Raw genomic sequence first — 23,869 nt, 5'->3', positions numbered from 1 at the left:
CGTTCTCTGCTGCGGCCCCGCCGCCCGCCCCCGGACCGATTCCCGCCGTTACGCTCGTCCCGTGCTGCTTTCCGACCGCGACATTCGGGCCGAGATCGACGCCGGACGGCTCGGCGTCGACCCGTTCGACGACAGTCTGATCCAGCCGTCCAGCGTCGATGTCCGCCTCGACAGCCTGTTCCGCGTCTTCAACAACACCCGGTACACGCACATCGACCCGGCAGTGAGGCAGGACGACCTCACCACCCTCGTCGAGCCCAAAGAGGGGGAGCCGTTCGTCCTGCACCCCGGCGAGTTCGTCCTGGGCGCCACACTCGAGCGCTGCACGTTGCCCGATGACCTCGCGGGCCGTCTCGAAGGCAAGTCCTCATTGGGGCGCCTCGGCCTGCTCACGCACTCCACCGCAGGCTTCATCGATCCGGGATTCTCCGGCCACATCACGCTCGAGTTGTCGAACGTCGCGAATCTGCCGATCACGCTGTGGCCCGGCATGAAGATCGGCCAGCTCTGCCTGCTGCGGCTCACCAGCCCGGCCGAGCACCCCTACGGCAGTGACAAGGTCGGCTCCAAGTACCAGGGGCAGCGCGGCCCCACGCCGTCGCGGTCGTACCAGAACTTCCTCCGGTCGAACTGATCCGGCGGGAATCCTCGCGCGGCGAGTAATGTCATAACAACTGGCGTGCCGGCTGCGAATCACCGTCGTTCAGCTAACCGCGACGTGTGTAACACGGTGGCTGTTCGCGCCGATGAAGTACTAGTTGTCAGTGTTCGCCGTGCAGGTGAGCCCGTACAGCGACCAGGCTGCAGCAAACATTTGGAGGGGTCGAGTGGACATCGTTCTCGGTGTGTCGATGACACCTAAGACGGTCCGCATGGTGCTGGTGGAAGGCGAAAAGGCAGACGGCGTCACCGTTGACCACGACGTCTTCGACGTCGAGTCGGCCGACGCTTCGGCAAACGTCGCCGAACACGTCGTCGCCGCTATCCAGGGCACCAAGGAGAGCGCGGAATCCGGCGGGCATCACCTCAAAACGATCGGCGTCACCTGGAGTGACCACACCGAGGCCTCGGCGCTGCGCGACGCGCTCACCGCGCACGGCATCGACGACGTCATGCTCGTCGCCGAGAGCCATGCCGCCGCGTCCCTGGCGCAGGCGGTCGGGCGGGCGGTCGGATACGACACCACGGCGCTGCTCTTCGTCGACCGGGACACCGCGACGCTGTCGGTGGTCCGCACCGACGACGGCTCGGTGGTCAAAGTCCTCAGCCGTTCTCTGCACAGCACCGACGCCATGGCCGTGCTCACCGAGATGGCACACGCCGTGGCGGCGCAGGACGCCCCGCCGCAGGGCATGTTCGTCGTGGGGTCCGGCGTCGACGTCAGCTCCGTGAAGTCTCACCTCGAGCACCTCGTCGCTCTTCCTGTCAGCGCGCCCGACGACGCGGATCTCGCCCTGGCCCGCGGTGCGGCACTGGCGTCCGCCGCCGCGCCCGCCTTCGAGGCGACCACCGTCGGGCTGGCCTACTCGCAGGACCCCGACGGCGACACCGCCGGCTCGGTGTACGCCGGGCTCGCCGGCGCGGACACCCAGCTCGCGCCTGCCGGCGCCGAGGTGGTCGACGAGTTCGCCCAGACCGAGATGCGCGAGGCCGAAGAGGGTCGCAAGCCCTTCCTTCTCGTGGGTAGTGCGTTGACCTCGGTGTTCGTCGTCGGTGTCGTCGCCCTGGTCATCTCGCTGGCCGTCAGCATTCGTCCTACCGTCGACTCTCGCCCGAGCCCCGCGCAGGCGGCGATCGTGCCGAGCAGCCAGGCTCCCGCACCCGCGCCGGTCGAGCAGGCCGCCCAGGTGCCGGCCGATCCGCCACCGTCGGCAGAGACCATCAAGCCTCCGGTGCCCGTTGCTGTTCAGCAGACGCCGCAGCAGTCGCCGCGCACCGTCTACGTCGAGCAGGCACCTGCGCCGGCTCCCGCAGCGCCCGCACCCGCGGCCCCGGCACCCGCGCCGGCCCCGGTGGCGCCGCCGCCCGTGGTGGCGCCCGTGCCTGCGCCCGTCGTGGTGCCTCGGCCGATCATCGTGGTGCCGCAGCGGCAGTGGCCGGTGTTCTCGCCGCCGAAGCCAGCGTGGACGTGGCCGAGCCAGCCGGAGGCGCCGGAGCCCGAAGAGCCGGAGACCCCACCGTGGACGCCGCCGGTGACGCAGCCGCAGGTGCCGTCGGTGCCGCAGACGCCGCAGTGGCCGGGATCGAACTCCGGCAGCGGTCGCGGCGGTGACGATTACCCCAGCGGTTCCGGCAGTTACGGCGGCTCGGGTGGCTACGGCGGCTCGGGGGGCTACGGCGGTTCGGGTGGTTCCGCCGGCTTCGGTGGCCCGGGCGATTCGGGATCGTCGTCGCGGGGCGGCGGTTCGGGCAGTGGGTCCTCCGGCGGGGAGAAGTGCTTCCTCATCTTCTGCGCGCCCGGCGGGGGGCGGCCGCGGCTAACCCACCGAGCTGATTGTCGCGTCACAGATCGGCAGGTTCACCTCGAGTAGGTGTGACGCCGTCGTGTTGGGTGCTGTGACGACGAGCGTTCCGGTGCGTCCACATCCATTGCCCGTGGAGGTGTCGATCGCCGAGGACTGCACGTCGGCGGTGGCCTTCTCGCCCGGCTGCAGTTCCAGATGCGGTGCGGAGTTCTGGGGCCGGCGAGCGACGTGCACCAGCACTCCGCCGGCCGCCGTCACCAGGTCGGCGCCCGGATAGCCCACGAGAACACACACCGTGGCCGAGCTGTTGGTGAACGTCACATCCACCCGGCGCAGCGTGTCGGCCTCGGCCACGGGTCCCGCGGCGACGGTGAGATCGTCGTTGCCGCAGGCAACCGGGACGGAAGGCGTGGTTTCCGATGGGGTCGGCGCGGCCGTCGTGGTCATGGATGTCGTAGCCGCCGGCGGCGCCTGGGTCGTGGATGGCGCAGCGGTCACGGTGACCGTCGTCGACGGTGCCTCGGGGTGGTCGGAACCGCAGCCGGCGAGCAGAACCGCCGCCGCGGTACCTGAGATGAGCAGGGGTGTTGTCCTCATGGGATCAGTACAGGCCACGCGGCGGGCTACCAATCCCAATATCGCGGCACGCGACCGTCACCTTCCGTTGATCTGGCGGCCAGTGTCGCGTTATGACCCCCTCATTCGGGGCACCTAGAGAGGCACTATGCGATGCACTGTCTTCGGCACCGGCTACCTCGGCGCCACCCATGCTGTCGGGATGGCCGAGCTCGGCCACGAGGTGATCGGCGTCGACATCGACCCCGGCAAGATCGCCAAGCTGGCCAGCGGTGACGTCCCCTTCTACGAGCCCGGGCTCCCGAAGATGTTGCAGCGCAACCTCGATGCCGGCCGACTGCGGTTCACCACCGACTACGCCGAGGCAGCCGACTTCGCCGACGTCCACTTTCTCGGCGTCGGAACACCGCAGAAGAAGGGGGAATACGGCGCGGACCTGCGGCACGTGTACGCGGTGATCGACGCGCTCGTGCCGCAGCTGCGCCGCCCCGCAGTGATCGTCGGGAAGTCCACGGTGCCCGTCGGAACCGCCGCCGATCTCGTCGAGCGCGCCGCTGCGCTGAGCCCGGACGGGGTACCCGTCGAGATCGCCTGGAATCCCGAATTCCTGCGCGAAGGTTTCGCCGTGCACGACACACTGCGTCCCGACCGCATCGTCGTTGGCGTGCAAAAGGATTCGCAGCTCGCGGAGGCCGCGATCCGGGCTCTCTACGCGCCGCTGCTCGACGACGGGGTGCCGTTCTTGCTGACCGATCTGCAGACCGCGGAACTGGTCAAGGTGTCCGCCAATGCCTTTCTCGCCACCAAGATCTCGTTCATCAACGCGATCTCCGAGGTGTGCGAGGCCGCCGGCGCCGACGTGACGACGCTGGCCGATGCGCTCGGCTACGACGCCCGCATCGGGCGACGATTCCTCAACGCCGGCTTGGGTTTCGGCGGCGGTTGCCTGCCCAAGGACATCAGGGCGTTCATGGCGCGAGCCGGAGAGCTCGGCGCCAATCACGCGCTCACGTTCCTGCGTGAGGTCGACAGCATCAACATGCGCCGCCGCACCCGCATGGTCGAACTGGCGACCACCGCGTGCGGAGGATCCCTGCTGGGCGCGAACGTCGCCGTGCTGGGGGCGGCGTTCAAACCCGAATCCGACGACGTTCGCGATTCCCCGGCACTGAACGTGGCCGGGTTGCTCCAACTCAACGGTGCGACCGTCAACGTCTACGACCCCAAAGCGATGGAGAATTCTCGTCGGCTGTTCCCGACCCTGACGTACGCGACATCGGTGGCCGAAGCCTGCGACCGTGCCGACGCCGTCCTGGTCCTGACCGAATGGGACGAGTTCGTCGATCTGGACCCCGAGACGCTCGCCGATACGGTGCGCACCAAAGTCGTTGTGGATGGCCGCAATTGCCTCGACGCCGAGCGGTGGCGGCAGGCCGGCTGGCAGCTCTATGCGCTGGGTAGACCAGCTGGTTAAGCTCGGGTGATGTCTCGTCTCCAACATCGGCTGCGATGGCTGGTCCTGCACGGCATCGTTCGCGGCCTGTCCAGGGTCGGCGCCCGGCGCGGGGATCCGCAGGCACGCTTGATCGCCGACCCGGCCGTGAGAGCCGATCCGGCGGCATTCGCCGACGAGATGCGCGCTCACGGGCCCGTCGTCCGCTCCCGAACGGCGTTGATGACGTTCGACCACGCCGTCGCCAACGAGGTGCTGCGCTCCGACGACTTCCACGTCATGAGCCTCGGCGCCGGCCTCCCCCCGATCCTGCGCCGCATCAACGAGAAGACCCGCACCGGGCTGCTCCACCCGATCGAGCCGCCGTCGCTGCTCTCGATCGAACCGCCCGACCACACCCGCTGCCGCAAGCTGGTGTCCTCGGTGTTCACCAGCCGCGCGGTCGCCGCGCTGCGTGACCGCGTGCAGGACACCGCGGACGGGCTGCTGGACGGCCTCGCCGGTCGGACCGGCGAGGCCGGTGCAGTAGTGGACGTCGTCGACGCCTACTGCGCTCAGCTGCCGGTCGCGGTGATCAGCGACATCCTCGGCGTACCCGAGAAGGATCGGCAACAGATCCTGCGCTTCGGCGAACTCGCTGCCCCCAGCCTGGACATCGGTCTGTCCTGGGAGCAGTACACCAGCGTGCACGAGGGCCTCGTCGGGTTCAACGAATGGCTGACTCAGCACCTCGACGAGCTGCGCCGAAATCCCGGCGACGACCTGATGAGCCAGCTCATCCAGGCCAGCGCGCACGCCGAACAGGGGGCAGCGCTCTCACAGCGGGAACTGCTGGCCACCGCGGGCCTGGTCCTGGCTGCCGGGTTCGAAACCACGGTGAACCTCCTCGGCAACGGGATCCGGATGCTGCTGCAGTCACCGGGGCACCTCGACACGCTGGCTGCCCGCCCCGAGTTGTGGCCCACCGCCGTCGAAGAGATCCTCCGGCTGGATTCCCCGGTGCAGATGAGCGCCCGCTTCGCCCGGAGGGACGTCGACATCGAGGGCGCGCACATCGCGCGCGGCGAGCTGCTCATCATCCATCTCGCGGGGGCGAACCGTGATCCGAAGGTGTTCACCGATCCGCACCGTTTCGACCTCGAGCGAGAGAACGCGGGCAAGCATCTGTCGTTCTCCGGAGGACGTCACTTCTGCCTCGGCGCCGCGTTGGCCCGCACCGAAGGCGAAGTCGGCTTGCGCACGTTCTTCGAGCGTTATCCCGGTGCGCAGCTCGCCGGGCAGGCCCACCGTCGCGACACCCGCGTGCTGCGCGGGTGGTCAACATTGCCGATCACCCTTGGGAGCGAGCGGACCGCGCTAGCGTGAGGTGGTGGACTTCCGAGCAGCTCTGCTCGAGCAGACTCGAGCTTTCGGCGATCTGATCCGTACGGGAGACCCGGCGACGCCGGTGCCGACGTGTGGCGACTGGAATCTCAAACAGTTGTTCCGGCACGTGGGACGCGGAAATCGTTGGGCCGCACAGATTATCCTCGAGCGCCGAAACCAGGAGCTCGATCCGCGGGACGTGCGCGACGGCAAACCGCCGGACGACCCGGACGGGGCCGCGGACTGGCTGATGGCGGGTGCGGAACTGATCAGCAGGGCGATCGACCGCGTCGGCCCCGAGACTCGCGTGTGGACGTTCGTCGGCCCCCGACCCGCAGGGTGGTGGATACGGCGGCGACTGCACGAGGCCACCGTGCATCGCGCCGACGCCGCGCTGGCCCTCGGTGTGCCGTTCGAGCTTGCGCCGGATCTGGCCGCGGATGCGCTCAGTGAGTGGATCGACCGCGTCACCGAAGACCGGCGCCGTGCCCCGGCCCTGGACCGGGATCAATCCATTCATCTGCACGCCACCGACTCGGAATTGGGGCCGACGGGGGAGTGGATGATCGTCCACGACGCAGAGGGCGTGTGGTGGTCCCACGACCACGGCAAGGGCAGCGTCGCGCTGCGGGGCCCGGCGAAGAATCTGCTGTTGGCCACGGTGCGCCGCATCAGCACCGCCGACGCGGGCCTCGAGGTGCACGGCGACACCGCCGTCTGGGACGGATGGCTGGACCGCACGCCGTTCTGAGCGGCCTAAGCTCTCGATCATGACCACTTCGGAGATGGCGACCGTTCTCGCCTGGCACGACGCCCTCAATGCCGGTGACCTCGACACCCTGGTGTCGTTGTCCAGCGACGACATCGAGATCGGTGACGCCAACGGCGCGGCACAGGGTCACGCCGCGCTGCAGTCCTGGGCGCAGGGACTGGGCCGCACGATCGAACCCGGCCGAATCTACGTGCACGACGGTGTCGTCGTGGTCGAAGAGAAGGTCGATGGTTCGGGTTCGGCGGCGTCGGCCTTCCGGGTGGTCGCCGATCACGTGACGTCGGTGTTCCGGCATGACGATCTGGCTGCCGCGCTGGCCGCCACGGAACTCACCGAAGCAGACCTGACCGGCTGATGCGCGGCATCATCCTGGCCGGCGGTTCAGGCACACGGCTGTACCCGATAACGATGGGAGCGAGCAAGCAGCTGCTTCCCGTCTACGACAAGCCGCTCATCTACTATCCGCTGTCCACTCTGATGATGGCGGGCATCCGCGACATCGCGGTGATCACGACGGCCCAGGACGCGCCCGCGTTCCGACGGCTGCTCGGCGACGGCGCGGACTTCGGTGTCAACCTCAGCTACGCCGTCCAGGACGAACCCGAGGGCCTGGCACAGGCTTTCGTGATCTGCGCCGACCACATCGGTGACGAATCCGTGGCACTCGTGTTGGGCGACAACATCTTCTACGGTCCCGGACTGGGGACCAGCTTGCGGCGCTTTCACACCGTCGAGGGCGGGGCGATCTTCGCGTACTGGGTGGCCGACCCGTCGGCCTACGGCGTCGTCGAGTTCGCCGCCGACGGGACGGCGTTGGCACTGCAGGAAAAACCGTCGACACCGAAATCGCACTACGCGGTGCCGGGCCTGTACTTCTACGACAACGACGTCGTCGAGATCGCACGCTCGCTGCGCAAGTCGGCGCGCGGAGAATACGAGATCACCGAGATCAACCAGCGCTACCTGGAGCAGGGCCGGCTCAACGTCGAGGTGCTCGCCCGCGGCACGGCGTGGCTCGACACCGGCACGTTCGATTCACTCCTGGACGCCAGTGACTATGTGCGCACCATCGAGCGTCGGCAGGGCCTCAAGATCAGCGTGCCCGAAGAGGTGGCGTGGCGGGTCGGATTCATCAGCGACGACGAATTAGCCGCGCGCGCAAATAAACTCCTGAAGTCCGGCTACGGTGCGTATCTGCTGGAACTGCTCGACCGCTGAGCCGACTCGCGCGGAATTCATCATTGCCATACACCCGTATTGCCCGTAAGTTTGCTGTGAACTCAACGGGGAGGGTCACTCATGGCGTGGGAGAACTACATCGGCCGTGTCGGGGGATTAGCGGTGGCCCTGGGGATCGGCTCCGCGATTGCCGCAGTGCCGACGGTGGCCTGGGCTGAACCTGACGACACCCCCTCGGTGAGTGCGTCTGCTGGCCCCTCGAAAGCGTCAGCGGGCACGAAGGCTGACAAGACCGACAAGGCTGATAGGCCAACAGTCAAGCGTGGGCTCGGCTCGAAGCGGAGCACGTCGTCGAAGGATACTGACAGCGAAGAGACGAAACCGGTTGTCTCATCAGCAGATACTGACAGTGAAGTAGAAGCCCCCACGAAGAGCAGGCTGTTCAAGCCCCTGTTCACGCCGCGACCGGCCGCTGCGAAAGACGACCGCGACGACGATTCCGAGCCCGCCGCCGCGCCCTTGCTGTTGACGATGCTCGCGTCGGTCCGCCAGCAGGCCGAGGAGCGCCGCGCCGACAGGGCAGCAGCGGCGGCGACCTCGAGCGTTGTGCAGGCGAGCCCCTCCGCAGTGGCAGATGCCGCCGACACTGAGATCCGCGGAGTGCCAAAGGGGCCCGTGATCATCGGCTCGACGGGCACGGTCTATCAAGTCACCGGGGATGCGGACGGTATCCGCGTCAGCATCATCGACGGTGACGGGCAGGTGATCACCACCAGCGATGCGATCTCCGGCGCACAGGCTACGTCGGCGACATCAGTCACCAGGCCGGACGGCTCGCTTGTCGTCATCACGACGAACGACCGTGCCACCCGCTCGACCTTGTGGTCGGTGAACAGTCAGGGCGAGGTCGCGAAGATCGCGACAGTTTCCGGCTTCACCAGCGGACGGCCGCAGGTGGGGGCCGACGGTTCCCTGTACTTCGACACCAACATCCCCTTCATCTTCAACCCCATCGGGAACATCGCCTACCGCACGGTCCGCGTCGCGCCGACCAATACGGTGCGGACATATGCCCCCGACACGAGCGTGACACTGGCGAACGACGGCAGTGCATATCTGGTGTCGACCCAGTTCGGCGGTCGCACGCTGCGGGCCATCGACCCCGACGGAAAGACGAAGACGTTCCTCCTGCCCGGTGGGGCTGACGGTATGGCTCCGATCCGCGGCGAGGACGGCTACATCTACCTGCCCGTCGGAGTCCAGACACTGTTCGGCGGCAAGACCACTCGGATCTACACCCTGCGGGACGGCGACAGCACCATCCGCACCGTGGCCGGTCTGCCGAGCGTCTACACGGTGAAGAACGACGGCATCTACCTCGCGACCGTCACCTATCCCGGGAACGTCGACCGCGGCGAGGGCACCACCTCGATTTACAAGATCAACCCGACCGCCATCACCACGCCGAGGATCATCGACGCACGTCTGCGCAGCTTCCAGGTGACGGCAGAAGGCACCATCTACGCAGTGGTCAGGGACCCCGCCAGCACCCCGGTCGTCGTCATCAGTCCCGATGGCACCGCACGCAGCACACTGACTCTCCCCGGGACCGCACCTTTCCTGACCTCCTACAACCAGGTTCTCGACGCCGGAGAACAAACCGACGACTTCGGGTATGTCACCTACACCGCGAACGGCTCGAACTACCTTGCGGTGCTGAACCCCGACGGATCGATCAACCGCACCATCGCGCTGCCCGCAGGTACCGTCCCGGGCGACGTTTTCTTCGGCCCCGACGGCACGGCCTACCAGATCAACCAGGTGCGCCAGCTCGGCGGCGCAGCGACCAACCAGATCCTGCTGACCCTGTCGAACGACACGTTCTCGCCCGAGGTGCGAGGCCCGGTGCTCGGCAGTGGTCTGGCCGACATCCAGTTCGCCCCCGACGGAAGCGGCTACCTGATCCTGCGCAACGACCCGGCCATCGGCGCCCAGTTCGTCGGCTTCGACGCCACCGGGTTGACGGGTGTGACGCGGACCCTGCCGCAACCGGTGGGCACCCGTTACCCCGTGTTTCCGCAGCAGTACATGGTGTTCGGGCCCGACGGCACCGGTTACGTCGCGAGCAACGCGCCCGACGACCTCGGCGTGTACGCGTTCACCACGACCGGGGTGACCAAGGTGCTCGACCTCGACGATGGCACGCGTCCCACGGACATCCCCGTCGTCGGCGCCGACGGCACCGTCTACGTCACGACGGTCAGTGCCGACGGCTTCACCACCGTGCACACCATCGCGCCATCTGTCTAACCGAGTCCGGCGAGCACCTTGTCCAGCGTGACGGGCAGGGTGCGCACCCGGACACCGCACGCGTGGTGGACCGCATTGACGACGGCCGCGGCCGAGCCGACGATGCCGATCTCTCCGGCTCCTCGCGAGCCCATCGGATTCGCATGCGGGTCAGGTTCATCGAGCCAGATCGCATCGACATCGTTGACGTCCGCGTGCGCGCTGAAGTGGTAGGTCGCGAGGTCTTGGGTGACGACGTGCCCGAAGCGCGGGTCGCGCACGCTCTCCTCGTGCAGCGCCATCGACAGCCCCATGGTCATCCCGCCGATCAACTGCGAGCGCAGGGTACGAGGGTTGATGGCGCGACCGATGTCGAAGACGCCGAGCATGCGGGGGACTCGGATCTCGCCGGTGTCGGCGTTGACGTGCGCTTCGACGAAGTGCGCACCGAAGGACTGCAGGGTCATCGTGTCGGCGTTCGGATTCTCGGGCGCCTCGGCGACGGCGGACGCGCCGATCGCCGGTGGGTCGCCGTGATCGCGGCGGAAGTCCTGCGCCGCAGCGACAATGGCGCGGCCCCAGGAGTTGATGCCGGACGAGCCGCCTGCGACCGACGCGTCGGGTAGTGCGCTGTCGCCGATCTGCAGCTCCACCGCGTCGACGCCGCATCCCAACGCGTCCGCGGCGATCTGGGTCAGGGTCGTCCACGTTCCGGTGCCGATGTCGGCGGCCCCGATCTGCACGAGGTAATGACCCTCGCGGTCGTAGGTGATACGCGCGGTGTTGCCCGGCATCTGCATCGCCGGATAGGTCGCCGACGCGACGCCGACACCGCGGTACCAGTCGCGCTCGCGGTGCCGGGCCGCGGCACGGTCCCACGACGACCAGCCGAAGCGGTCGGCGCCCAACTGTAGGCACTGCAGCAGCTTTCGGCTCGACCACGGATTGCCGGTCTCCGGATCGACGTGCGGGTCATTGCGGATGCGCAGCTCGATCGGATCGATACCGCACGCGGCCGCGAGTTCGTCCATGGCGACTTCGGCCGCGTAGGTGCCGGGACACTCGCCCGGCGCGCGCATCCAGAACGGCACCGGCACGTCCAGGGCGGCCAACCGGTGCGAGGTCCGACGATTCGGTGCGGCGTACATCTTCCGCGATGTCACCGCCGTCTGTTCGGCGAATTCCTTGACCGCTGAGGTCTGTTCGACGACCTCGTGGCTGAGCGCGGTCAGCCTACCGTCGGCGTCGGCGCCCAAGCGCACGCGCTGTATGGTCGGCGTGCGGTAGCCGACGAGTGCGAACATCTGCTGACGTGTCAGCGCCAGCTTCACCGGACGCCCTCCGGCGCGCTGAGCCGCCAGCAGCACCAACGTGTTGTGGGCGTGCGGTGCGCCTTTGGAGCCGAACCCGCCGCCGACATACGGCGCGATGACCCGTAGCTGGTCGACCTCCAATCCGAAGATCGGTGCGAGCGTCTTACGCACCACGTGCACGCCCTGCGTGGAGTCGTAGAGCGTCACCTGGGGTTCACCGTCTCCGGCGGTCCACTGTGCGATGCAGGCGTGAGGCTCCATCGGATTGTTGTGCTCGATGGGGGTTTCGTAGATCTGATCGACGGTGCACGCCGCTGTAGCCATCGCGGCATCCACGTCCCCGTCATCGGAGTCTGGCGGATAGGACGGGTTCACCGACTCCGGGGTGTAGAGGCCGGGATGGTCGACTCTCAGCTGCGCATCATGCGGTGCAGCGGCATACTCGGTCACCACGAGAGCGGCTGCTTCCCTGGCGATTTCGGCTGACTCGGCGACTACGCCGCCGATGATCTGACCTCGAAAATGGACCTGGGCGTCCTGCAGGATCGCCAGTTCGCCATCCGAGGTGTCGGCGAGCGCCGGCGCATCGAACACCGTGAGCACGTCGAGCACACCGTCGACGGCCCGCGCGGCGCCGGCATCCATCGCGGTGACGCGCCCCCGCGCGATGGTGGCCTGGATGGGGTGCAGATAGGCGGGACCCTCTATGTGGTGCTCGAACGCATACGGCGCGGTACCGGTGACCTTCGCGGGCCCATCCCGCCGTGCGACAGGCGCTCCGATGGACTGCGGGTTCAGCAGAGAAGTCATCGTCGACCCCGTTCGGTGAGCGCACGAAGCTGGGCGATCATGGTGCGGCGCGCGAGGGAGACTTTGAACTCGTTGCCGGGCAACGGTTCTGCGGCGTCGAGCTCGGCGTCGACAGCGGCTGTGAAGGTCTCCTCGGAGGCCGATGCGCCGATCAGTCGGTCTTCGACGGCCCGCGCGCGCCAGGGTTTGTGGGCTACCCCGCCGAGCGCGATACGCGCGGTCGCTATCCGGTCACCGTCGAAACTCAGTTCCGCGGCGACCGACACCAACGCGAATGCGTACGAGGCGCGGTCGCGGACCTTGCGGTAGTCCGACACAGCGCCGACGGGCGGCGCCGGTATCTCGACCGCGGTGATTAGTTCGCCCCGATCGAGCACCGTGTCGCGATGGGGCTCGGTACCCGGCAGTCGGTGGAAGTCCGTGGCGGGGAGATGGCGCGAGCCCTCGGCGCTCTCGACGACAACGAGAGCGTCCAGCGCGCTCATCGCCACGGCCATGTCCGAGGGATGGGTGGCGACGCATTCCGGCGACCCGCCGAGAATGGCGTGGTAGCGGACATAACCCCCGATGGCGGAGCAACCGGTACCGGGCTCCCGCTTGTTGCACGGCGTGGTGACGTCCTGGAAGTATACGCAGCGAGTGCGCTGCAACAGGTTTCCCGCGGTGGTGGCCGCGTTGCGCAGCTGCCCGGACGCCGCCGAGAGCATGGCCCGCGCCAGCATCGGGTAGCGCGAGCGGATCAGTGGATGCGCGGCCAGGTCGCTGTTGCGCACGTTTGCGCCGATGCGAACGCCGCCCTCGTCCGTGTGCGTGACGTCGTCCAGCGCGAGGTGGCTGACGTCGACGAGCAGATCCGGTTCGGCCACACCGAGTTTCATGTGGTCGACCAGGTTGGTGCCACCGGCCAGGTATGCGGCGCCAGGGTGGGCGGTCAGCGTGGCGACGGCGTCGGCGGGGCTGGTGGCGCGGTGGTAGGCGAACGGTTTCACGGCCGGGCGGCCTTCGCGATCGCGGCGAGGATGTTGGGATAGGCCGCACAGCGACACAGGTTGCCGCTCATCCGCTCCCGGATCTCGTCGGCAGTCAGCTCGGGGGCGCCGTCGAGGTCCTCGGTGACGAAGCTGGGCGCCCCCGATTTTGCCTCGTCCAACATGCCCACGGCCGAACAGATTTGGCCAGGCGTGCAGTAGCCGCATTGGAAGGCGTCCTCGTCCTGGAATGCCTGCGCCACCGGGTGGAGGTCACCGTCGGCGCCCAAACCTGCCGCTGTCGTGACGTGTGCGCCGTTGGCGGCGACGGCGAAGGTCAGACAACTGGTGACCCGTCTGCCGTCCGCGAGGACAGTGCACGAACCGCACTGCCCGTGATCGCAGCCCTTCTTCGGGGCGGTCACCCCGAGGTGCTCGCGGAGTGCGTCGAGCAGAGTGACCCGGTTGTCGAGCGTCAGCTCGTGGGTGCGGCCATCGACGTGCAATGTCACCGCGGAGCAGGTGTGGTCCACTGCCGGCGATTACCCGGGGTGATCCACCCCAAACGCTAGCTCGCGGCGCGGATCGGCGTGGCCAACACCGCCGCGATACCGGTGGTCAGCGGCACCGACAGCGCCAAGGCGATACCGCCGACCGCCGAGCGGGCGATCTCGATCGCCACGCTCTCACTGGTCAGCACGTCGCCCAGCGACCGGTTGGCGACGCTGAACAGCAGCAGAAGCGGCAACGCACTACCTGCGTAGGCCAGCACCAGCGTGTAGACGGTGCTCGCGATGTGGTCGCGGCCCACCCGCATCGCACCGACGAACACGCCCCGCCGGCTCGCTGACTCGACCCCGGCCAGCTCGAAGACCGCTGAGGCCTGCGTGATGGTGACGTCGTTCAGTACGCCCAGAGAGCCGATGATGAAGCCCGCCAACAGCAATCCGGTGATCGACACATTGCCCAGGTAGGCGGCGACCTCGTTGTTCTGGTCCTCCGACAATCCGGTCAGGTGGGCGACTTCGATTGCGCCCCAGGACAGTAACGCGGCGAGCAGCAGCGAGGTCAGCGTGCCCAGCAGCGCCGCGCTGGTCCGCAGGCTGACCCCGTGCGCGAGATAGATGACCGCGAACAGGATCGCCGCTGAGGCCACCACCGCGACCGGAATCGCGGGCGCGCCGTCACGCAAGGCCGGCAGCAGGAACACCACGAGCACACCGAAAGCGATCACGATGCCGACCAGCGCGCGCAGCCCACGCCACCCCGCGACTGCGACGATCACCACGGCGAACACCGCGGCCAGCGCCGTCAGCGCCCACGTCCGCTCGTAGTCGAAGAACGCGTAGCTCGTGGTCCCGGCGTCGTCGACCTGCCTGCTGACGCGGATGTGGTCGCCGACGGCCAGATGGGGTTGCCCGGGGCCGCCGCTGAACTCGAGCAGCGTCGTCGCGCCCTGGTTCGGGCCGGAGTCGATGTCGACCAGAGTCTGCACGCACTCGGCACCCTCCCCGGGCGCCGGGATCGGGTCCGCGGTGAGCACAGCACCGGCCGACGGGCTGCCACAGGTCGCGGTCGTGCTGGACACGACATGGCCCGCCTCGGTGGTGACGGCGCCGCCGGCACTGTTCTGGAACGGCAGCGGGATGTCAGCTTTCTGGCTGCTGGGCCACAGCAGCACCAACCCGATCACGACCGCAACCCCGCAGAGCGCGAGCAGGACGACGACGACCTTGGCCGCCAGCGGCCCCAATGGCGACGGGCCGCCCAGCGAGTGCGAATGGGAATGCGAGTGCGCCACGTCGACAGAGTAGGCGGTGGAGCTGGCGGGCTACTGCCGATAGCTGACCAGGAAGTTACCCAGGCGCTCGATGGCGTTGGACAGATCGCGCGCCCAGGGCAGCGTCACGATTCTGAGGTGATCCGGTGTGGGCCAATTGAATCCGGTGCCCTGCACGACGAGGATCTTCTCCTGCAGCAGCAGGTCGAGCACCAATTGCTCGTCGTCGTGGATCTCGTAGACCTCAGGGTCCAGCCGCGGGAAGGCGTACAACGCACCCTGGGGTTTCACGCACGAGACACCGGGGATCTGATTGAGCTTGTTCCACGCCACGTCACGCTGCTCGAGCAGTCTGCCCCCGGGCAGCACGAGGTCGTCGATGCTCTGATGGCCACCGAGCGCCACCTGAATCGCGTGCTGGGCAGGCACATTCGGGCACAGCCGCATGTTCGCCAGGAGGCTGATGCCCTCGATGAAGCTGCCGGCGTTCTCCTTCGGGCCGGTGATGACCAACCACCCCGACCGGTAGCCGGCGACCCGGTAGGCCTTCGACAACCCGTTGAACGTCAGCGTCAACACGTCGGGAGCCACCGAGGCCATCGAGATGTGCTTGGCGTCGTCGTAGAGGATCTTGTCGTAGATCTCGTCGGAGAGCAGCAGTAGTTGATGCTTACGCGCCAGGTCGGCGATCTGCTCGAGCGTCTCGCGGCTGTACACGACGCCGGTCGGATTGTTCGGGTTGATGACGACGATCGCCTTGGTGCGGTCGGTGATCTTCGACTCGAGGTCGGCGACGTCAGGGTTCCAGCCCTGCGTCTCGTCGCACAGGTAGTGCACCGGTGTGCCGCCGGCCAGCGACGTGCACGCGGTCCACAGCGGGTAGTCGGGCGCGGGGATCAGCACCTGGTCGCCATTGTCGAGCAGCGCCTGCAGCACCATCTGGATGAGCTCGGAGGCACCGTTGCCGAGGAACACGTCGTCGATGTCGAACCGCGGGAAGCCCTCGACCAACTCGTAGCGGGTGAACACCGCGCGCCGGGCGCTGACGATGCCCTTGGAGTCCGAGTAGCCCTGTGCGTAGGGCAGAGCCTGGATGATGTCGCGCATGATGACGTCGGGGGCCTCGAAGCCGAACGGCGCGGGGTTTCCGATGTTGAGCTTGAGGATGCGGTGGCCCTCGGATTCCAGGCGCGCAGCGTGCTCGTGTACCGGTCCGCGGATCTCGTAGAGGACGTCCTGCAGCTTGCTGGACTGCTGGAACTCGCGAGGGCGCGCGTGCTGGCCACTCCCGGTGTGCCACGACGCCTGATGCGTACTCATGGGCACGATCTTCCCACGTCGTGTCCAGGAGTTTTCCCAGCCGCCCGCCGTCCGGCCAGCTCAGGTCAGTCCTCTTTGCCCTTGTTGCCGGGTTTTCCTGGCGCGCCGTCAGCGCCCGCCGAGCCCGACCCTCCGTCAACGCCGGCCTTGCCCGGTGCGCCGGCCTTGCCGTCGTTGCCGTCGGCGCCGCGCGACCCGGCCGTACCGTCGGCGCCGTCAGCCCCGGACTTGCCCGACTCGCCGTCGTCCCCGGCCTGACCTACGGCGCCCTTACGTCCGAACAGACCGCCGCGCCCGCTCTCACCGGCGTCGCCCCCGCGACCGCCGGCCGCTCCCTGACCGCCGGCGCCTCCCTTACCCGCCGCGCCGCCCTCGCCACCATCACCGCCGAATCCCGCAAAGCCACCGGCGCCAGCGGCTCCGCCCTTGCCGCCGACCCCGCCTACGCCCCGGGTCCCGCCGAAGCCGCCGGTTCCGCCGCTGCCACCGGTCGCGGGTCCGACGACGGTCGACGCGTCGCCGCCGTCGCCACCGTTACCGCCATTTCCCCCGTTGGCGCCGTTGCCGCCTTGCCCGCCGTCTCCGCCGGTACCCCCGGTTCCGCCGTCGCCACCGTCACCGCCGACACCGCCATTCCCGCCGTCGCCGCCGGAACCGCCGACACCACCGTTGCCCCCGTCGCCGCCGATCCCACCGTTACCTGCTGCGCCGCCTCGGCCGAAGAACCAGCTGCCGTGTCCGCCGTTGCCGCCGGCACCGGCTGCGGTGCCGGCCGTTCCCCGACCGCCTGCGGTGCCGTCGGCTCCATCTCCACCGGGTGTGCCCGCTTGTCCGTTCGAGCCCGCGCCGCCGACGGGTCCTGGCGCGCCGTCGAGTCCTGGCTGGCCCGGCGCACCTGCTCCGCCGTCTCCGCCAGCGCCGCCACTTCCGCCGTTCGCGTAGCCGTACCCGACCGACGCGTCGCCGCCCCTACCCCCGTTGCCGCCGTTACCGCCGGTGGTGCCGTTGCCTCCGAATCCGCCGTTTCCGCCCGTCTGGCTGGCGCCCACCGCGCCCACGTCATCCGCGCCGCGACCCCCGTTGCCGCCCGGATTGCCGTCGGTGCCGTTACCGCCGTTCTCGCTGCCCTCGATCCTCAAGCCATTGAAGCCGTCTTTGCCCGGCGTCCCGATCGGGTTCACACCGTTGGCCCCGTTGGCTCCGTCAGCTCCCTTGCCGCCGTCGGGACCGTCTTGCCCATCCGCTCCGTCGTCGCCGCGGGCTCCGTCACCACCGTCGAGCCCGGAAGCGCCTGTGCTGCCGACGATTCCGTTGCCACCGTTGCCGCCGACTCCGCCGTTGCCCAGCAGGATGCCGGCATGCCCGCCGTTGCCGCCAACCGCCCCGGCGCCGCCGTTACCGCCTGCGCCACCATTGCCGAGCAGAAGTCCGCCGCGGCCGCCGTTACCGCCGACGACTCCGGTAGCGAGTCCGTCACCGCCGCGACCGCCGTTTCCCCACAAGCCGGCAGCTCCGCCGACACCCCCGTTGGCGCCGTCCCCGCCATTGCCGATCAGGAGACCGCCCCGGCCGCCGTTGCAGGCGTCGCCGGTGCAGTCGGCCGCGGCGTCAGCCCCGTTGCCGATGAAGAAGGCGAACACGCCCTCGAGGACGTCGACGACCGGCCCGGGCGACGGCGCGTTCCCGGGGGTCCGTGTGCGGTTGCTCGGTTCACGGTCGGATCGGTAGGGCAGCAGCAGCTGAGCCAGCGGTGTAGCCGAGTCCGACGACTCAGGCGCTCGACCGCGCGTCCACGGGAACACCGCGGACTCGCCGACAGGCCCGGGAACGAACACCGGAGCGACCGCGGTGGCGGGTACCGGGCCTGGTCCGCCGGCGTACAGCTCGGCGGGTACGGCGTGCGGTGGCGCACTCTCCGGCGCGATAGGCACCGTCAGCGCCGCCGGAGCGGTGGCGAGCGAGACAGAACGGGGTTCCGGCTCCCGCAGAATCATCACCTGCGAGCCTGCGACCACCACTCCCGTCACCGCGAGTGGAACGACAGCAAAGCGCAAACCACGCCGAATTGATGCATCATCGTGTGCAGACAACGCGTCCCCGATCAGTCATCGACGGCTGATGGCCATCATGTGCGCCTAACGAACCACAACATGGACACGGGTCGCGTCGTCCGATTTGATGATCTTCTGGCGAAGTCGAGTCGGTGGGGGAGGTGGGTGATGGTCTCGACGGCCACGTTCTCGCATCTGGTGTCACAGATCTACGCGGCAGCGGTGACTCCCTCGACGTGGGATGCGGCGATCTGCGAGCTCCACGCCGCCCTGGTCCCGTCGACGACCGGCACCGGGACCGTCCGCTCGACCGCCCTCGCATTCACCGACGGAACGCAGCGCACGGTCGTCGGGCAGCTGCTGCCAGACGCAGAGAGGCCGTATCGCGAGTACTACGGGCGCATCGACCACGTCCTCCACGCCGTCGAGCAGGGTGCCGTCGGTGTCGTGCGCACCGGAGACGAGCTCGTGACCGCCCGTCGGGCAACCGAATTCCACAACGACTGGATTCGCCCCAACGACATCGAGGCCGGGCTGTTCGTGCGGTTGACTCGCGGCAGTCTGACGGCGAGCCTCATCGTCGCCGGGTCGCGGCGCAGACATCCCTTCGCGACGGGCGAACGACGCCGATTCGTGACTGCCCTCGTTCCGCATCTGCAGCAAGCCATCGCCACGCAGCGGCACATCGCCGGCTTGTCCGAGCGTGCCGCCCACCTCGCCGGCGCAGTCGACAGTCTCCCGCACGGCGTCGTCGTCGTATCCGCGGATCGTCTTGTTGTCGAGGCGAATTCGGTGGCGCAGGAGATTCTCGCCCAGCGCGACGGACTGGCCGTCACCGCCGGTTCACTCGAGGCGTCGACGAATCGCCTGCGCGGCAGATTGACGATGCTGATCGACCAGGCGTTGGCGCCTGGGCTGCGGAGTGGCGGATCGCTCACGTGCGAGCGACCTTCGGGTCGCGCCAGCTATGTCGTGCACGTGGTGCCCGTCGATGCGGCAGTCGCCGGCGTCGGTGGCCGACCCGCGGCGATGGTGTTGATCATCGATCCTGCGCGTGAAACACGACCGGCCGCAGAGGTTTTGCGACAGCTCTTCGGAATGTCCCCGGCGGAGGCAACCGTCGCGTGCCTTGCTCTGCACGGTCTCGGCGTTCCAGCGATCAGCGAACAGCTGAACCTCTCATCGAGCACGATCCGCACGCATCTGCGCGCGATTTTCACCAAGACCGGCACACATCGTCAGGCCGAGCTGGTGCGCCTTCTGTCGACCGTCATCCCCGGGTGAGCTAGGCGTACTGCGCGCCGCGATTGGTGTATTCCGCCCACGTGCGCTGAAAGTCCGCAGGAGACAACGTCGTTTCCCGGTGTGTGTCGACATCGCGGAACAGTTCCGGTGCCAGCAGTTCGAGCGCAGCCGACTGGTCCCAGAAGAGTGACCGCCCGCCGTATCCGGAGTTCTCCCAGGTGTCGATGGCCCAGGAATTCGGGTGGTTCAGCATGATCTGCTTCAGGGTGTTCGGCAGACCCGTCGGCCCCAGCGACCGCGCCATGTCCAGCGTGGGACCGTAGACCGTGCCGACACAACCGGCACGGTTTGGCGTCAGATCGCAGTCGCTGCGCGGCACGTCGACGAAGCTGTAGTTTAGTCCGGGCAGCTGATCGTGGAAAACCGTTGCGCACGAGGGTCTGTCGTAGCTGCAGTTGAAGGACTCCACAGCCTCGAGGTCGCTGTCGGCGTTCACCGGACGGCCTGAGATCACGACGCGACCGAGCTTCGAGCGGATCGCCGGCCCGTAGTCCACGAACGACGTGAAGGCGCCGAGGAGCAAGACGTCGACCCGCTGACAGCTCGCGACGGCGTCAACGATCTGCTGCACGTAGTCGTCCTGACGAGGCGTGGGTGGCAGCGCGGCCGGCAGGAAATCGTTGAGCCGATTCATCAACTTGCGGAACACGAGCACGAAATCCCCGAAGCTCGAGGCGATGTCGGATTCGCTTCGATGGATGCCCGCGCCGACGATCACAGGGATCGCGCGCTGGCCCGGCTCTGCCAGCAGCCGGCTGGTGGCCGCGGCACCCAGCTCCGGGGTGGTGAACCCCTCAGTGGTGACGACGGCTGCGACATGGCGGTTACCGACGACCATCGGCATGGACATCATGTCGTCGATATCGAGGTCGGTGTCGATCACCACGCAGCCGTCCTGCGCTGCGCGGGCGTGCGCGGGCGCGTACAGGGCTGAAAACGCCAAAGCCGCCGTCGCGAGAACGACGGCGGCCAGACTCAGTGTCTGACGAACGTGGGCCCTGTGTACGGGATCTGACGGAATTCCGTGCACACGGCCCACGTTCGTGGAGTTACTTTCGGCCGGGGCGGCGCGCACCCTTGGCGATGCCGAGACCCTTCACCGGCGGCTCATCGCCGACGACGCGGGCCTCACCGTTGCCGCTCCCGTTGCTCGACGGAGCGGTGGGCTCCGGCTCGGCCGCAGCAGGCTCTGGCTCGGCTGCGGGCTCGGGCTCGGGCTCGGGCTTCGGCGCCGCAGGAGCCGCGGCCGCAGGCGCCTTCTTCGCACCCGGACGGCGGGCGCCCGCGGCGATACCCAGGCCCTTGACCTCAGGTTCCGGCTTGGCCTCCAGACCACGGTCGGAATCCGCGGTGTCCGCGGGCTCGGTGCCCGCTTCAGCCGCGTCCGGTTCGGCGTTGGCAGGCTGCACGACCGTCGCCGCGCCCTCGTTCGGAGCCGCCTTCGGCGCTGCGGCGGCCTTCTTCGCGCCGGGACGACGGGCGCCGGACGCGATGCCCAACCCCTTGACCTCGGGCTCCGGTGTCGCCGGAGCCTCGGCCGGCTTCTCGGCGGCGGGAGCAGAGGCGGCGGGAGCAGAGGCAGCGGGTGCGGCCTTCTTCGCGCCGGGTCGCTTCGCCCCGCCCGCGATGCCCAGGCCCTTGACCGGGGCTGCCGCCTCGGGCTCGGCCTTGGCCGGGGCCTCGGCAGGCGCAGCCGACGCAGCGGCCGGGGCAGCCTTCTTGGCTCCCGGACGTTTGGCGCCGCCGGCGAGGCCGAGGCCCTTCGCTGGAGCCGCGACAGCAGCCTTCGCCTCGGCGGGCGCGGTCTCGGTCTTCGCTTCGGCAGGTGCGGGTGCCTCGGGCGCCTTCTCCTCGACGACCTCGGCCGGCGCGGACGCCTCGACACGGGCCGCGCGCTCCTCGGCTTCCTTGGCCGCGGTGCCCTTCTCGGGCAGCGTGACACCGGACTTGTCGAGCGAGCCGAGCAGCAGCTGGGCGACGTCGAGGACCTCGGGCGTCTTCTCCAGGCTGCGCGTGGACGTGACGTCGTCGACGCCGTCGGTCATCATCACGCGGCAGAACGGGCAACCCGTCGCGATCGCCGATGCGCCGGTGTCGACGGCCTCCTCGGAGCGCTCCACGTTCACGCGCTTGCCGATGTGCTCTTCCATCCACATGCGGGCGCCGCCGGCGCCGCAGCACAGGCCCCGTTCGGCGTGACGCGGCATCTCGGTCAGCGTGGCGCCGGACGCGCCGATCAGCTCACGGGGCGCCGAGTACTCCTTGTTGTGGCGGCCCAAGTAGCAGGGGTCGTGGTAGGTGATGTCCATCCCGCCATCGGCGGGTTTGACCGGCACCAGCTTCTTGTCCCGCACGAGGCGGTTCAGCAGCTGCGTGTGGTGCACCACCGTGAAGTTGCCGCCGACCTGCGGGTATTCGCGGCCCAGCGTGTTGAAGCAGTGCGGGCAGGTCACGACGATCTTGCGGTCCACCCGCTCGACGCCTTCGAACAGGTCGTTGAGGGTCTCGACGTTCTGCGCTGCCAGCTGCTGGAACAGGAACTCGTTGCCGGAGCGGCGGGCCGAGTCGCCGTTGCAGGTCTCGCCCTCGCCCAGCACCAGGTACTTGACTCCCGCGGTGGCGAGCAGTTCTGCGACGGCCTTGGTGGTCTTCTTGGCGCGGTCCTCGTACGCGCCGGCGCAGCCGACCCAGAACAGGTACTCGTACCCGGCGAACGACTCGACGTCCTTGCCGAACACCGGGACGTCGAAGTCGACCTCGTCGATCCAGTTGGTGCGGTCCTTGGCGTTCTGGCCCCAGGGGTTGCCCTTGTTCTCCAGGTTCTTGAAGAGGCCGCTGAGCTCGGCGGGGAATTCGGACTCCATCATCACCTGGTAGCGGCGCATGTCGACGATGTGGTCGATGTGCTCGATGTCGACCGGGCACTGCTCGACGCAGGCGCCGCAGGTGGTGCAGGACCACAACACGTCGGGATCGATCACGCCGCCCTGTTCAAGGGTGCCGACCAGCGGGCGCGTTGCCTGCAGCGGCGAGTCGGCGGGGATGCGCTCGAAGCCCGACTCCGGGACGTGCTCGTGGGAGTGCTTCTCGCTCTCCTTCTCACCGCGGACTTCCTCGCCCAGGCCGCCTTCCGGCGTGTTCTGCAGCGGCGATTCCTTGCCGTCGAGGAAGTACGGCGCCTTGGCGAACATGTGGTCGCGCAGGTTCATGATCACGAGCTTGGGCGACAGCGGTTTGCCGGTGTTCCACGCAGGACACTGCGACTGACAACGCCCGCACTCGGTGCAGGTCGTCATGTCGAGGTAGCCCTTCCACGTGAAGTCCTCGATCTTGCCGCGGCCCAGCACCGCGTCCTCGGCGGGATCTTCGAAGTCGACGAGCTCACCCTTGGACTCGACGGGCAGCAGCGGGCCCAGGCCGTTGGGCATCCGCTTGAACGTGACGTTGATCGGGGCCAAGCCGATGTGCAGGTGCTTGGAGTGCAGCACGATCAGCAGGAACACCAGCATGATCGCGATGTGGCCCAGCAGGGCGAGTGTCTCGATCCATTCGTTGGCGGGCTCACCCAGCGGATGCAGAATCCAGCCCATGAACTGGGAGAAGAACGCGCCGTTGCCGTAGGGCAGTGCGCCGGTGTTGGCGCCGGCGCCGCGGACCAGCGCGTAGGTCCAGATGACGTTGAAGATCATGAACAGGATCAGCCAGGCGCCGCCGGTGTGTGAGCCGTAGAACCGGGAGTCGCGGCCGTGCTTCTTGGGCTCGCGAACGATGCGGATGATCGAGAACGTGATGATGCCCAGGAGCACGGCAAGGGCGAAGAAGTCCTGCAGGAAGCCGAGCACATCCCACCGGCCGATGATCGGGATGTGGAAGTCGTGGTCGACCAGCTGGCCGAAGGCCTCCAGGTAGACGGTGGCGAGGACGAAGAAGCCCCACATCGTGAAGAAGTGCGCGATGCCGGCCGTGTTCCAGCGCAGCAGTCGGGTCTGGCCGAAGACCTCTTCGATCTGGGTGGTGATGCGCTTGCCCAGATCGTCTTTGCGATTGTTGGCCTCGCTCATCGGCTGGCCCGACCGGATCAGCTTGGTCAGCCACAGCACGCGTTTGACCGCCAGGAGCCCGACGACGACGATCATCAGCGCCCCGACGATGATCCTGATCAGCATCTGGGTATCCACGCGCATCCTCCGGTTCTGGTTACCAGCGGGTAACTTAGACCACGT

The 23,869-nt window shown here is 68.3% G+C and carries 18 protein-coding genes; 9 read left to right on the top strand and 9 right to left on the bottom strand.

What is annotated here, in order from left to right:
• The first annotated feature begins 61 nt into the window (after window positions 1-61).
• Window positions 62-634 carry a dCTP deaminase gene (gene dcd, locus PGN37_RS03640; RefSeq protein WP_335329652.1) on the top strand — a complete coding sequence of 191 codons (573 nt, stop codon included), beginning with the start codon at window positions 62-64 and terminating at the stop codon, window positions 632-634.
• 193 nt (window positions 635-827) lie between these two features.
• Window positions 828-2,531, top strand: a complete 1,704-nt coding sequence (locus PGN37_RS03635) for a DUF7159 family protein (protein ID WP_335329651.1) — start codon at window positions 828-830, stop codon at window positions 2,529-2,531.
• On the opposite strand, the gene PGN37_RS03630 is transcribed toward PGN37_RS03635, so the two are convergent.
• Window positions 2,478-3,062: a DUF4232 domain-containing protein gene (locus PGN37_RS03630; protein ID WP_335329650.1), complete on the bottom strand. Its 585-nt coding sequence runs from the start codon at window positions 3,060-3,062 to the stop codon at window positions 2,478-2,480. The genes PGN37_RS03635 and PGN37_RS03630 overlap by 54 nt on opposite strands.
• A gap of 127 nt (window positions 3,063-3,189) precedes the next feature.
• Here PGN37_RS03630 and PGN37_RS03625 point away from each other — a divergent pair, with 127 nt between their 5' ends.
• The 6 genes from PGN37_RS03625 (at window position 3,190) to PGN37_RS03600 (ending at window position 10,120) form a co-directional block, all read left to right on the top strand.
• Window positions 3,190-4,515: a UDP-glucose dehydrogenase family protein gene (locus PGN37_RS03625; protein ID WP_335329649.1), complete on the top strand. Its 1,326-nt coding sequence runs from the start codon at window positions 3,190-3,192 to the stop codon at window positions 4,513-4,515.
• Between the two features lie 9 nt (window positions 4,516-4,524).
• Window positions 4,525-5,859: a cytochrome P450 gene (locus PGN37_RS03620; RefSeq protein WP_335329648.1), complete on the top strand. Its 1,335-nt coding sequence runs from the start codon at window positions 4,525-4,527 to the stop codon at window positions 5,857-5,859.
• Window positions 5,860-5,863: 4 nt separating this feature from the next.
• Entirely contained in the window at window positions 5,864-6,610 is a 747-nt protein-coding gene (locus PGN37_RS03615) for a maleylpyruvate isomerase family mycothiol-dependent enzyme (RefSeq protein WP_335329647.1), read from the top strand.
• Between the two features lie 19 nt (window positions 6,611-6,629).
• Complete coding sequence (locus tag PGN37_RS03610) at window positions 6,630-6,986, top strand: nuclear transport factor 2 family protein (protein WP_335329646.1); 357 nt, start codon at window positions 6,630-6,632, stop codon at window positions 6,984-6,986.
• Entirely contained in the window at window positions 6,986-7,849 is an 864-nt protein-coding gene (rfbA, locus tag PGN37_RS03605; protein WP_335329645.1) for a glucose-1-phosphate thymidylyltransferase RfbA, read from the top strand. The genes PGN37_RS03610 and rfbA overlap by 1 nt, the downstream gene beginning before the upstream one ends.
• A 492-nt stretch (window positions 7,850-8,341) precedes the next feature.
• Window positions 8,342-10,120: a hypothetical protein gene (locus PGN37_RS03600; protein WP_335329644.1), complete on the top strand. Its 1,779-nt coding sequence runs from the start codon at window positions 8,342-8,344 to the stop codon at window positions 10,118-10,120.
• On the opposite strand, the gene PGN37_RS03595 is transcribed toward PGN37_RS03600, so the two are convergent.
• The 6 genes from PGN37_RS03595 to PGN37_RS03570 all read right to left on the bottom strand — a co-directional run bounded on the left by PGN37_RS03595 (window position 10,117) and on the right by PGN37_RS03570 (window position 18,317).
• Window positions 10,117-12,222 carry a xanthine dehydrogenase family protein molybdopterin-binding subunit gene (locus PGN37_RS03595; protein WP_335329643.1) on the bottom strand — a complete coding sequence of 702 codons (2,106 nt, stop codon included), beginning with the start codon at window positions 12,220-12,222 and terminating at the stop codon, window positions 10,117-10,119. The two genes, PGN37_RS03600 and PGN37_RS03595, sit on opposite strands and share 4 nt — an antisense overlap.
• Window positions 12,219-13,211: an FAD binding domain-containing protein gene (locus PGN37_RS03590; RefSeq protein ID WP_335329642.1), complete on the bottom strand. Its 993-nt coding sequence runs from the start codon at window positions 13,209-13,211 to the stop codon at window positions 12,219-12,221. The genes PGN37_RS03595 and PGN37_RS03590 overlap by 4 nt, the downstream gene beginning before the upstream one ends.
• Complete coding sequence (locus PGN37_RS03585; RefSeq protein WP_335329641.1) at window positions 13,208-13,702, bottom strand: 2Fe-2S iron-sulfur cluster-binding protein; 495 nt, start codon at window positions 13,700-13,702, stop codon at window positions 13,208-13,210. Before PGN37_RS03585 ends, PGN37_RS03590 begins: the two co-directional genes overlap by 4 nt.
• Window positions 13,703-13,758: 56 nt before the next feature.
• Window positions 13,759-14,991: a YibE/F family protein gene (locus PGN37_RS03580; RefSeq protein WP_335329640.1), complete on the bottom strand. Its 1,233-nt coding sequence runs from the start codon at window positions 14,989-14,991 to the stop codon at window positions 13,759-13,761.
• A 30-nt stretch (window positions 14,992-15,021) separates the two neighbouring features.
• Window positions 15,022-16,290 (bottom strand): pyridoxal phosphate-dependent aminotransferase, encoded by a 1,269-nt coding sequence (locus tag PGN37_RS03575; RefSeq protein ID WP_335329639.1) that lies wholly within the window; start codon window positions 16,288-16,290, stop codon window positions 15,022-15,024.
• A 65-nt stretch (window positions 16,291-16,355) separates the two neighbouring features.
• Window positions 16,356-18,317, bottom strand: coding sequence for a PGRS repeat-containing protein (locus PGN37_RS03570; protein ID WP_335329638.1), 1,962 nt, complete (start codon window positions 18,315-18,317; stop codon window positions 16,356-16,358).
• Window positions 18,318-18,509: 192 nt separating this feature from the next.
• Here PGN37_RS03570 and PGN37_RS03565 point away from each other — a divergent pair, with 192 nt between their 5' ends.
• A complete protein-coding gene (locus tag PGN37_RS03565) occupies window positions 18,510-19,625 on the top strand; it encodes a helix-turn-helix transcriptional regulator (RefSeq protein WP_335329637.1) in 1,116 nt (371 codons plus the stop codon).
• 1 nt (window position 19,626) lies between these two features.
• On the opposite strand, the gene PGN37_RS03560 is transcribed toward PGN37_RS03565, so the two are convergent.
• Together PGN37_RS03560 and PGN37_RS03555 are read right to left on the bottom strand one after the other, a co-directional pair.
• A complete protein-coding gene (locus PGN37_RS03560; protein WP_335329636.1) occupies window positions 19,627-20,676 on the bottom strand; it encodes a nucleoside hydrolase in 1,050 nt (349 codons plus the stop codon).
• Between the two features lie 19 nt (window positions 20,677-20,695).
• Entirely contained in the window at window positions 20,696-23,824 is a 3,129-nt protein-coding gene (locus tag PGN37_RS03555; protein WP_335329635.1) for a (Fe-S)-binding protein, read from the bottom strand.
• Window positions 23,825-23,869 lie beyond the last annotated feature (45 nt).

The organism is Mycobacterium kyogaense (assembly GCF_036946525.1).
GTDB lineage: Bacteria > Actinomycetota > Actinomycetes > Mycobacteriales > Mycobacteriaceae > Mycobacterium > Mycobacterium kyogaense_A.
This window is presented reverse-complemented; position numbering and strand designations above follow the sequence as displayed.